This window comes from Streptomyces yerevanensis (genome assembly GCF_000716805.1).
GTDB classification, from domain to species: domain Bacteria; phylum Actinomycetota; class Actinomycetes; order Streptomycetales; family Streptomycetaceae; genus Streptomyces; species Streptomyces flaveus.
This window is the reverse complement of sequence record NZ_JNWJ01000117.1, coordinates 1-10413: the sequence shown is the minus strand read 5'-3', so window position 1 is coordinate 10413 and position 10413 is coordinate 1. Positions and strand designations below refer to the sequence as shown.

The 10413-nt window shown below is 72.2% G+C and carries 10 protein-coding genes, 1 tRNA gene and 1 pseudogene; 9 read left to right on the top strand and 3 right to left on the bottom strand.

Going from position 1 to position 10413, the window contains the following annotated elements:
• Positions 1-181 precede the first annotated feature (181 nt).
• A complete protein-coding gene (locus OP79_RS47295) occupies positions 182-664 on the bottom strand; it encodes a hypothetical protein (protein ID WP_033329412.1) in 483 nt (160 codons plus the stop codon).
• Positions 665-934: 270 nt separating this feature from the next.
• On the opposite strand from OP79_RS47295, the gene OP79_RS47290 reads away from it, so the two are divergent.
• A complete protein-coding gene (locus OP79_RS47290) occupies positions 935-2449 on the top strand; it encodes an NsdA family TPR-like regulatory protein (RefSeq protein ID WP_033329411.1) in 1515 nt (504 codons plus the stop codon).
• Positions 2450-2757: 308 nt separating this feature from the next.
• On the opposite strand, the gene OP79_RS55785 is transcribed toward OP79_RS47290, so the two are convergent.
• Positions 2758-2916: a hypothetical protein gene (locus OP79_RS55785; RefSeq protein ID WP_157857523.1), complete on the bottom strand. Its 159-nt coding sequence runs from the start codon at positions 2914-2916 to the stop codon at positions 2758-2760.
• Positions 2917-3053: 137 nt separating this feature from the next.
• Here OP79_RS55785 and OP79_RS47285 point away from each other — a divergent pair, with 137 nt between their 5' ends.
• The 8 genes from OP79_RS47285 to OP79_RS47255 all read left to right on the top strand — a co-directional run bounded on the left by OP79_RS47285 (position 3054) and on the right by OP79_RS47255 (position 9988).
• Positions 3054-4118: a phosphatase PAP2 family protein gene (locus tag OP79_RS47285; protein ID WP_033329410.1), complete on the top strand. Its 1065-nt coding sequence runs from the start codon at positions 3054-3056 to the stop codon at positions 4116-4118.
• A complete protein-coding gene (locus tag OP79_RS47280; RefSeq protein WP_051745803.1) occupies positions 4036-5211 on the top strand; it encodes a hypothetical protein in 1176 nt (391 codons plus the stop codon). The genes OP79_RS47285 and OP79_RS47280 overlap by 83 nt, the downstream gene beginning before the upstream one ends.
• Positions 5202-6815 (top strand): hypothetical protein, encoded by a 1614-nt coding sequence (locus OP79_RS47275; protein ID WP_033329409.1) that lies wholly within the window; start codon positions 5202-5204, stop codon positions 6813-6815. The genes OP79_RS47280 and OP79_RS47275 overlap by 10 nt, the downstream gene beginning before the upstream one ends.
• On the top strand, positions 6812-8155 hold the full coding sequence (locus tag OP79_RS47270) for an AAA domain-containing protein (protein WP_033329408.1): 1344 nt from the start codon (positions 6812-6814) through the stop codon (positions 8153-8155). Before OP79_RS47275 ends, OP79_RS47270 begins: the two co-directional genes overlap by 4 nt.
• Positions 8156-8182: 27 nt before the next feature.
• Positions 8183-8650 carry a GNAT family N-acetyltransferase gene (locus OP79_RS47265; RefSeq protein ID WP_033329407.1) on the top strand — a complete coding sequence of 156 codons (468 nt, stop codon included), beginning with the start codon at positions 8183-8185 and terminating at the stop codon, positions 8648-8650.
• 102 nt (positions 8651-8752) lie between these two features.
• Positions 8753-9130, top strand: a complete 378-nt coding sequence (locus tag OP79_RS47260) for a hypothetical protein (protein ID WP_033329406.1) — start codon at positions 8753-8755, stop codon at positions 9128-9130.
• A gap of 149 nt (positions 9131-9279) precedes the next feature.
• Positions 9280-9924: a hypothetical protein gene (locus OP79_RS51185; RefSeq protein ID WP_063742150.1), complete on the top strand. Its 645-nt coding sequence runs from the start codon at positions 9280-9282 to the stop codon at positions 9922-9924.
• Positions 9915-9988, top strand: a tRNA-Lys gene (locus OP79_RS47255). The genes OP79_RS51185 and OP79_RS47255 overlap by 10 nt, the downstream gene beginning before the upstream one ends.
• 61 nt (positions 9989-10049) lie before the next feature.
• On the opposite strand, the pseudogene OP79_RS47250 reads toward OP79_RS47255, so the two are convergent.
• Positions 10050-10413, bottom strand: a pseudogene (locus tag OP79_RS47250) (M6 family metalloprotease domain-containing protein); the annotation flags it as partial.

The window sequence follows — 10413 nt, the reverse complement described above, 5'->3', positions numbered from 1 at the left end:
CCGCTTGGTCCTCGGCTGCGCCTTCGCCCGTGCCATCAGCCCATTATCAGGGTGCGGGAGAACGAGGCTCAGCGACAACGCCCCATAGGGGCGCGGGGCTGTGTCGATATGCGGCTCCGCCGCGTGGGCGCGACCAGCCCACTACAACCCGCAGACAACCACCGGCCGTCGCCCGCAGCACCTAACAGCAGTTATCGGCGGCTTCGATCAAGCGAGCCGCCTCGTCGAGCGCCGCGCGCAGGACGGCCGGGTCAGTGGCGAGCTCGGAGTCCTCCGGGGGCAGAAGCCAGCCGGAGCCCTCGACGGGCGGCTCACCGGAGCCGGTTCCGGACCCCGTGCCCTCACAGGCCGCGGCCTCGGCGATGAGGCTGATGCCCCGGCCGTCGGTCTGCGTGCAGGTGCTGCCCGGTACGTCCCAGGCGTCGGCCGTGCCCGGCGGCACCAGGAAACCGAGGGTGTCGCAGCTGTCGTCGTGCAGGACGGGGCCCACGGCCTCCGATGCGCCCCGGCGCAGGATGTCGACGGCCTCCAGGCCCTGCCGCGTCGGGACGGTGACAAGGTCACAGGGGTCCTCCGCCCCCTCCTCACCGCCGGGCGGGGCCGCCATCGGGAGCGGCGCAGGGGGATCGATGCTCTGTCTGGTCTCCATGCCGGCCTCCATCATGGAACCTCTCCTCGATCGAAGTCACCACATGGTTCAACGCCCCCGGATGTCAACGGCTACGGCGCAACTCAGCCGTAAAGGATGGCAGTTCATGGCAGATCACGGATGAGATATCCGGTTTGTAGCCAAACCTCGCGTGGTCGACTCGTCACAGCGGGTACGTTCTTGCCCGCCGGAAGCCCGAGCGGGGACGTGACCGACCCGAATGGGACGTGATCAACTCGCCCTGGTTCCGGCATGGTTCGACGGTTCGCGAGAGAGGGCCCGGCCATGGCGTCGTCAACGACGACCTCGTCGTCCCAGTCACCTCGGCCACCGCGGCCGAACCTCGCCTTCCGGGAGCTGCGCGGGCAGCGCTCGCCGGGCGAGTTCGCCGCGGCGGTGCGACGGGCCGCGTGGGAGATCGGGGAGCGGGTGAGCTGCGACGCGCGCTATGTGGGGCGCGTCGAGGCGGGGGAGATCCGCTGCCCGAACTACGCGTACGAGCGGGTGTTCCTGCATATGTTCCCCGGCCGGTCGCTGACCGACCTGGGCTTCGCGCCCCGCTCATCGGTACGCGGACGCGGGGCGCGCGCCACAGACGAGGCGCTCCCTTCACGCACCACGAGCCTGACGTATGCCCCGCATGAGACGGATGGGGCGCACGAGCCGTATGAAACGCAGGACACGCAAGAGCAAGACACGTGCGGCACGCAAGACCCGTACCACCCGTACAACCCTCAAGACCCGCACGAGTACCACGATCAGAACCACGAGGAGAGCGACGTGCAACGTCGCGCATTCATGACCGGAGGCACCGCCACCATGGCAGCCGCCTCCCTGGGCCCCCTGGGCCTCGCGTTCGGCGGCCCCGCCGTCGCCGCCGACCGTCCCGTGCACCGGGTCGGCGAGGCCGAGGCGGGCGCGCTCGAAGAAGCCGTACGGCAGATCCGGCTGCTCGACGACCGGCACGGCGCCGACGGGCTGTACCAAAGGGCGGCGGCTCCACTGCGGGCCGCGTACTCACTGCTGGACGCGGGCGCGACCCGGCGGGCGACCGCCGAGCGGCTGCACGCGGGAGCGGGTGAACTGGCCATCTCCGTGGGCTGGCTGGCGCACGACTCGGGGCGCTTCGGCGATGCGCGCTCGCACTACGCGGAGGCCCTCGCCACCGCCCGGGTGGCCGGAGACCCGGCCCTGGAGGCACACGCCTTCTGCAACACGTCCTTCCTGGCGCGCGACGCGGGCCGCCCGCGGGAGGCGGTACGAGCGGCGCAGGCCGCGCAGCGCGCCGCGCGTCCGCTGGGTTCGTCCCGGCTTCTGTCGCTGCTCGCGCTGCGCGAGGCGGGCGGCTGGGCCGGGCTCGCCGACCGCACCGGCTGCGAACAGGCGCTGGCCCGCGCCCACGCGCTGTTCGACCGCGGGCCCTGCGACGCCGACCCGGAGTGGATGAGCTTCTACGGAGCGGCCGAACTGGCGGGCCTGGAGGCCCAGTGCTGGTCGACGCTCGGCGACTGGCCGCGCGCGGCCCACCACGCCCGGCGCGCGGCGCGCCTCCAGGACCCCCACTTCACGCGCAACATCGCGCTCTACACCGCCGAACTCGCCGACGACCTGGCCCGCGCCGGCCACCCCGACGAGGCCGCCACGGCCGGACTGCGCGTACTGGACCTCCTGGACGAGGTGCAGTCCTCCCGGGTCCAGACGATGCTCGCGGGCACGGCCCGGGTGCTGCTGCCGCATCGCCGCGCGACAGGGGTGTCGGACTTCCTGGAACGGCACGCGGCGATGGCGCGGACGGCATAGGGCAGCGGCGGTATGACGCGGGGACGGCATGGGGCGGGGGCCCCATAGGGCAGACGGTTTACGCGCTCCGGCGCTCCGAAGGTGCTTTACGTGGGCACCTGACCGTTACGGCTACGACTAAGCGGGTCTGGCGAAGTCCGGTGCGGCCCCGCGCCCCTGGGAGGCCGCAGGCTTCCTTAGGGGCGCGGGGCCGTATCGATGTGCGGCTCCGCCGCGATGGGGGTCCCCCGCTCGAGCGGAGCCGAGAGTGGGGGAGCGACCAGCCACAACGAACCCGCAGCTTCAATCCGCGCCTCCCAGCGGAGCGCTTAGGCCACGGTCAGGTGCCCGCAGTCGTTCCACGTCTCGATCGCGGGCTTCCCGTAGGCCCGGCCCTGCACAGATTCGGCCTCCGGATGGATCAGGGACGTATCAGAGGCGGATCCGGGATGGACCGGAAATAACCCATTGGTGAATCGCTCCGTCATCGCCCAGGCTTCTTCGGGCAACCCATTGGGCGATCTCTGCGTCTTCGAGGATCGAGGCGCCCCGTTCAGGCGTTCGCATAGGTTGGGCCTTGGGGCGTGGCGCATCGGCCACGGGGGAGAAGGGGGAGGGCGATCGGATGCGGCGGACCGATGTACCGGGCACCGAGGCGGTATCGCGCACCCGGCCCCGCTGGTGGGCAGAGTTGCCGCTGATCTTCCTGGTGTACGCCGTGTACTCGGCCGGCCGGCTGCTCGCGCGCGGGGACGTGACCACCGCCGTGGACAACGGCCTGGCGATCCTGCGCGTCGAGAAGGTCTTCTACCTCAACGCCGAGCACCCGCTGAACCGCCTCTTCACCCGCGAGCCCTGGCTCGGCATACCCGCCGACTTCTGGTACGCGTCGCTGCACTACATGGTCACGCCCGCCATCCTGATATGGATCTTCCGGTCGCGGACCGTGCGCTACAGAGCGGCCCGCACCTGGCTGCTGACCTCCACGTTCATCGGCCTGATCGGCTTCACGCTGCTGCCCACCTGCCCGCCCCGGCTGCTGTCCGCGAGCTACGGCTTCATCGACACGATGGCCCAGTACAGCGACTACGGCTGGTGGGGCGGCGAGGCGAGCGCACCACGGGGCCTGGGCGGCATGACCAACCAGTACGCGGCGATGCCGAGCCTGCACGTCGGGTGGGCGCTGTGGTGCGGGGTCATGCTGTGGCGGTACGGCGGCACGCGGCTCACCAAGGTCGCAGGGGTCGCGTACCCCTTGATCACCACGATCGTGGTGATGGGCACCGCCAACCACTACTTCCTCGACGCACTCGCGGGCGCCGCCGTGATGGGCGTCGGGCTGCTGCTGACCCGGCCGGTGCTGCGGCTGGCGGACAGGGCTCGGGAGCGGTTCTGGACATGGCGTCTCACCTCGGCCACGGCACCGGTCACATCGGGCTCGACACCGGTCAAGTCCGGCTCGACGCCTGTCAGGGTGCCGGTCCCGGAATCAGTCCCGGCATCAGTCACAGTGGGCTCGCGGGGCACAGGTTCCTCAATTGTCAGTGGGGGATGCCAGACTTCCCCGGGTGAGCGACTTCCCGGACAGCGCAAGGTCAGTGCCGGCCATGGTCCCGGCGCCGAGCAGGGAGCCGATCCCGAAGCAAGTCCCGCCGACGCGGGGGACGAGACTCCGGCACCGGCTCGCTGAGCTGCGCGGTCCGGCGGTCCCGCCGCAGCCGCTGGACGCGCGGGCGCTGGCGGCGCTCGCCGCGAACCCCGGCTGCAAGCGGCGCGCCATCCTCGACGGGGCGGGGGTGAACAAGGCGGCGCTGGCGAGCGCGCTCGGCTCGCCGTCGGCCTTCGGGCAGTCACAGTTCGCGTTCATGCGGGGCAACGCCTTCGAGGCGCGGGTCAAGGCCGACGGGGGCGCGGAGCTGCTGCGCCTCGTGCACGAGAAGCTGGACGCCGGGGCGGAGCCGCCCGTGGCCGGTCTCGTTCCGGACCTGGCGGCCGTGGGCCCCGAGGGACGCGCGGCGCGTACGGCACTGGCGCTGCGCGAGGCCACCGAGGCCGGCGCCTGGACGCTGCTCGACCACCCCATGCTCGCCCTGGACGTCGCGGGCTCCCCCGCCTTCCTGGAGCCGGACGCGGTGGTGGTGCATCCCGACGGCAGCTGGACGGTCGTCGAGATCAAGTCCTTCCCGATGCTGGACGGTTCGGCGGACGCCGCGAAGGTGGGCGCGGCGGCGCGCCAGGCCGCGGTGTACGTACTGGCGCTGGAGCGGGTCGCGGACCGGCTCACCCCCGCGCCCGAGGTACGGCACTCGGTGCTCCTGGTCTGCCCGAAGGACTTCTCGAACCTCCCCGCCGCCTCCGCCGTGGACGTCCGCAAGCAGCGCTCCGTGACCCGCCGCCAGCTGGACCGCCTCACCCGCATCGAGGACATCGCCGCCGCCCTCCCGGAGGGCACCTGTTTCGCCCCCGACCTCCCCACCCCCGACCTGACGGCGGCGGTCGAGTCGGTCCCCGCCACGTACGCCCCCGAGTGCCTCTCCGCCTGCGAACTCGCCTTCCACTGCCGCGCCCGCTCTCGCGCGGAGGGCGCGGTGACGTCCCTGGGGCGCTCCCTGCGGGCGGAGTTGGGCGGCCTGACGAGCGTCGACGACGTACTGGACGCGGCGCGCGGGACGGCCGGGGATCCGGCGGACCCGGCGGTCGCCGCGCTCCGGAGGGCGGCTCAGCTGCGGGCGGAGGCGCTGGGAAGCCGGTCGCCCGACCGCGAGGGGGCTTCATGTCCCTGATCGCCACCCTCGCCCGCCTCGAAGCCGTCGACACCGGCCGCGCCCAGCCCCTCGCCACCGTCCGGCACCGCCACCTCACCGAGCGCCCGCTCGTCTTCGTGCCGCTCACCACCGCCGGTGAGGCCGGGGCGCCGCTGGGCGCGCTGGTCGGAACCGACCGCGACGCGCCCCGTCTGCTCGTCGTACCGCAGCCGCGGGACAGGGACCTGCGGTTCGCGTTCCTCGCCGAGCTGGCCGGAGTCGTGCTCCCGTACATCGACTCGTACGCCGAGAACGTCGAGGCCGCCGAGCGCACCGAGACCGATCCGGGGACCGGGAAGCGGATCAAGGTCGAGGTCGAACTGTGCGCGGACGCACCGCAGTTGATCGTGCCGAGTCGTGCCGGCATCGAGTTCGTACGGCTGCTCGGGCGCTCCATGCGCTTCCGCCGCACCGCCGAGCAGGAGCCGGAGGCCCCCCATCCGGCGCCCCCGCACGTACCGCTCCTCGGGCGCTGGCTCACGCACTTCGGGGAGCGGGCCCGAGTACCCGGCTCCGCGCTGCTGCTCGCCCTCACGGACGTACTGTCGCGGCACTGGGCCACCGGTCAGAGCAGCCTGGAGGACCAGCACCTCGGCGCGCTGCTCGCCTGGATCGACCCGGCGGAGGGCGCCTCCGGCGCCGAAGCCGCGCTGCGGGCCGAGCTCCAGCGCGACGCCAGGGGGCAGCTCCTGTGCCCGCCCGCCGGACCCGCCACCGACCCGGCGTTCGACAACAAGCTGCTCGCCCCCGCCATCGAGCGCTACGACCGCGCGCGTACGGCACTCGCCGCCGCCGAGGACGGACTGCAGGCCGACGACCGGCTCGGTGAACTCACCGCCGCCGAGCGTGAGATCCGCGACCTCGTCGAAAGCCGCACCCGCCCCACCTGGGACGCGGTGTGGCGCGGCCTCGACCTGCTGCGCACCCTGCCCGAAGGAGCCCACGCCGCCGACCGCTGGACCCGCGACCGCTGGTCGTTCACCGGCCACCGGGACCGCGTCCTCGCAGGCGAACCCCCGCAACCGCGCCGCGACGACGCGGTCACCGCCGCGAACAAGCTCGCCACACGCGAGCGCGAACAGGCCCGCCTCGAAGCACAGGAGGCCCTCGACGACCCGCTCGTCATGGCCGGACGCCGGCTCGCCGGGGAGGCCTTCGCGGGCGAGGTCACGGACGTTGTCATGGCGTACAGCGAGAGCAAGCGCCCCAGCCCGCGCCCCCTCGTGACGGTCCGCACGGACGACCGGCCGCACCTCGCCGAGCGCGCCAAGGTCTACCGCTCGCTCGGCGGAAAGCCGCAGGCGGCGGAGTACGTCGAGGGGTCGTACGAGGAGGACGGCGCCGACACCGGAGGCATGAGCATCGTCCTGCGCATCGTCGACAAGATGGGCCGCGGCAAGGAACCCGAGACCGGCTCCGTCCCCGAGAAGGGCGACCGCGTCTGCTTCACGCTCTTCGAGCACGAGCAGCGGGGCGGCGCGAAGCTGCCCGACCCGGAGGACACGCCGTGGACGCACGGCGGTCCACCGGGCGAGGCGACGGATCCCCCGGCCGACCCGGTGACCGAGGAGGACACCCTTTGACGACCACGACCGCTGCGTTCGACCCCGGCGCCGAAGCCACCCGCGCCACCGACGCGATCCTGCGCGACACCCTGCACGGGACGCACCGCGGAGTCGTCGTCGACTCCCCGCCCGGCGCCGGCAAGTCCACGCTCGTCGTCCGGGCCGCACTCGAACTGGCCGACGCAGGGCGCCCGTTGATGGTCATCGCGCAGACCAACGCACAGGTCGACGACCTGGTCCTGCGGCTCGCCGAGAAGAACCCCGACCTGCCCGTCGGCCGTCTGCACAGCAGCGACGCGGACCCGTACGACAAGGCGCTCGACGACCTGCCGAACGTCCGCAAGTCGGCGAAGGCCGGAGACCTCGCCGGGCTCGACGTCGTCATCTCGACGGCCGCCAAGTGGGCCCACGTCAAGGGCGTCGAGCCCTGGCGGCACGCGATCGTCGACGAGGCGTACCAGATGCGCTCGGACGCGCTGCTCGCCGTCGCCGGTCTCTTCGAGCGGGCGCTGTTCGTGGGCGATCCGGGCCAGCTGGACCCGTTCGCGATCGTCGGCTCGGAGCAGTGGGCGGGCCTGTCGTACGACCCGTCCGCCTCGGCCGTGACGACGCTGCTCGCCCACAACCCGGAGCTGCCGCAGCACCGCCTCCCCGTCTCCTGGCGGCTCCCGGCGTCGGCGGCGCCGCTGGTCTCGGCCGCGTTCTACCCGTACACCCCGTTCCGCAGCGGCACGGACCACGACGACCGGCGGCTGGACTTCGCGATCCCGTCGGACGGTTCGGGCCCCGACCGCGTCATCGACGAGGCGGCCGAGACGGGCTGGGGCCTGCTGGAACTCCCGGCCCGGCACACGCCTCGTACGGACCCCGAGGCGGTACGAGCACTCGCCCAGGTCGTACGCCGCCTCCTGGACCGAGGCGGCGCGGCCACGTCCGAACGCTCCCCCGACCCCACCCCCCTCACCGCCGACCGCATCGCCGTAGGCACGGCCCACCGCGACCAGGCGGCAGCGGTCCGCTCGGCGCTGGCGGAACTGGGCGCCGGGGACGTGACCGTCGACACGGCGAACCGTCTCCAGGGCCGCGAATACGACGTCACAGTCGTCCTGCACCCCTTGTCGGGCCGCCCCGACGCCACGGCCTTCCACCTGGAAACGGGCCGCCTCTGCGTCCTCGCCTCCCGCCACCGCCACGCCTGCATCGTCATCAGCCGCGCCGGAATACCCGACCTCCTGGACGACCACCCCTCGACGGAACCGGTCCAGCTCGGAGTCACGATCAAATTCCCGGACGGCTGGGAAGCGAACCATGCGGTGCTGTCCCACTTGTCGGAACACCGGGTGCCATGGCAGCCGTAGTAGCAGCAGCTCGGAGAGGCCCCTGCCATGAATCCTGAGAATCCCGGCGGCCCGGTGGTGCGCCGGGCGAACGCCTCGGACTGGACCGAACTGGCCGGGATCGACTCCCTCGCGGCAGCGGGCGATGACGCGCGAAGCGCGAGCACCCGACGCTGGTGCGAACAAGGCCTGGTACTCCTGGCCGAGGATGCGTCCGGCCCTTTGGGCTACGGCGTGCTGGAGTACACCTTCTTCGAGCAGGGCTTCGTCACCCTGCTGATGGTCGCACCCACCGCCCGCCGTAAGGGCGTGGGCACGCGTCTCCTCAAGGCGGTCGAAGCCGCGTGCACCACCCCGAAGCTGTTCACCTCGACCAATGTGTCCAACCACCCCATGCAGCGACTGCTGCAGCAGGCCGGCTGGAGCCCGGCCGGCCTGCTGCACGGCCTGGACGAAGGCGATCCCGAACTCTTCTATCTGTGCCCGGGTGACCGACTGCCCGTGAGCCGGTCCTGAGACCCCACCCGCACGGCCAGAGGCCCACTTGCGCGGTCAAGAGACAATGGACGGTGGCCCACCCACACGGACGGGTCGTCCACCGTACGAAGAGGAGAAGTCATGGCGGAGCAAACGCCGCGTCGGAACGAGCCGCGGCTTCGCCCCGCGCCCCTGCTGTTCGAGCCCGCGGAGGCCGCCTCCGATCCGGAGCATTTCTTCGATCTGGAGTCGATCGACGATCCACGGGCGCTGCTGGACCGCGCCACGGAGCTGACGCTCGCGTTCCGGGCGGCCACCGACCGTGCCGTCGAGTTCCAGGCGATCGCCGCCGCGCAGCTCGCCGACCCCCGCCGGTTCGACCGGCTCACCCCGGCCGACATCGCCGAGCGGGCGGAGTGGACCGAGGATTACGCGAAGAGGATGGTCGAGTTCGGCAAGGAACTGCTCAGCGGGACGAACGGCAAGGGACTCGGGCACGGAGTCGGTGACCTGACCTGAGCCGGCGGCCATGATCTGAACCGGCGAAAAGACCTCGCGGCATATGCCGGGTGGGCAAGCTACCCCACTCGCACCCCTCCTGTCCCGATTTCCGGCGACTCCTCGCAATCGAACCCTCACCGCCAGTAGACCTATGCGTCATGAGCGGCATGAGCAGCACAGGCAACCCCGCACGCACCGTCGCGCCCAGCGCACGTACCGTCGCGCAAGGTGCACTCACCCTCACCTCGGACGGAGCCGCCTGGCTCGCGTCCGCCCAAAGGCACTCCGCGCAAAGGCACCCCATCCTCGCCGTCCGGAACGACCGGCCCATCACACCGGCGGTCCTGCCCTGCGGCTCCGCCTTCGACGTCGTCAACGCCCCCGCGATCTTCGGCCGCCGCATGCTGGACCGGCTGTGGGGCGAGGGGCCGGGTTCGGGACCGGTGGCCGCGCACCGGGGGCGGATGCTCCTGTTCGCGACCCCGGGCACCGCGCAGCGCCTGCCCGCGCTGCTGGAGTGGGAGGAGTGGGGCTCCGACGGCGGCGCGGGCCGTTGCCGAGCGATCCCGCCGCTGCTCTGCCACGGCAGGGGCGATGCGGTGACGATCCCACCCACGAGCACAACGCCCGCCCCCGCGCCCATCCCCACACCCGCCCGCTGGCTCGTCGCCCCCGACACCAGCAGTCCCTGGCTGCCGGGCCCTGAGGTCCTGCTCTGGGCAGCCGTACGCGCAGCTCGGGCGGCCCGGATATCGATTTTTCCTCCCCAGGATCAGGGTGCTAAGGTCTACGACGTCAGCAGGCGCCGCTAGCTCAGTTGGTTAGAGCAGCTGACTCTTAATCAGCGGGTCCGGGGTTCGAGTCCCTGGCGGCGCACAGACGGTGAGAAGCCCCTCGCGGAAGCGAGGGGCTTCTTGCGTACCCGTACATCCCCGGCTCACCCGGCCGAGACCGTCACCGTCCAGGCCCCCGAAGCCCTACGGTCCTCCACCTCGACCCGTACGTCCTCCCCCGGCACCGTGAAGCTCTCCCCGAGCCCGACCGGTGCGTCCGCGAGCGGCGGGTAGACCGACTTGTCCCGGCAGGCCGCGGTGTCCGGATGTGCGTCGAGGACCTCGATCGGTCCGTCTCCGGACACGGCCTCGCTGCGTACGCGATAGACGAGCACCCCCTGCGCGCAGACCTCCCCGTCGTTCCCGACCGGCCCTCGTACCTCGAAGGCGATCACGCTGTCCCGCCCGGTGCGCACCACCGCCAGCTTCGTCCCACCTCCCAGCCCGAAACCCTCCGCCCCCTCCGCC

Bases quoted from the DNA above. Each gene is read 5' to 3' on its own strand.
- OP79_RS47275 (WP_033329409.1), top strand. From the start codon at position 5,202: ATGTCCCTGATCGCCACCCTCGCCCGCCTCGAAGCCGTCGACACCGGC.
- OP79_RS47295 (WP_033329412.1), bottom strand. From the start codon at position 664: ATGATGGAGGCCGGCATGGAGACCAGACAGAGCATCGATCCCCCTGCG.
- OP79_RS47280 (WP_051745803.1), top strand. From the start codon at position 4,036: ATGGTCCCGGCGCCGAGCAGGGAGCCGATCCCGAAGCAAGTCCCGCCG.
- OP79_RS55785 (WP_157857523.1), bottom strand. From the start codon at position 2,916: ATGACGGAGCGATTCACCAATGGGTTATTTCCGGTCCATCCCGGATCC.
- OP79_RS47290 (WP_033329411.1), top strand. From the start codon at position 935: ATGGCGTCGTCAACGACGACCTCGTCGTCCCAGTCACCTCGGCCACCG.
- OP79_RS51185 (WP_063742150.1), top strand. From the start codon at position 9,280: ATGAGCAGCACAGGCAACCCCGCACGCACCGTCGCGCCCAGCGCACGT.
- OP79_RS47265 (WP_033329407.1), top strand. From the start codon at position 8,183: ATGAATCCTGAGAATCCCGGCGGCCCGGTGGTGCGCCGGGCGAACGCC.
- OP79_RS47285 (WP_033329410.1), top strand. From the start codon at position 3,054: ATGCGGCGGACCGATGTACCGGGCACCGAGGCGGTATCGCGCACCCGG.
- OP79_RS47260 (WP_033329406.1), top strand. From the start codon at position 8,753: ATGGCGGAGCAAACGCCGCGTCGGAACGAGCCGCGGCTTCGCCCCGCG.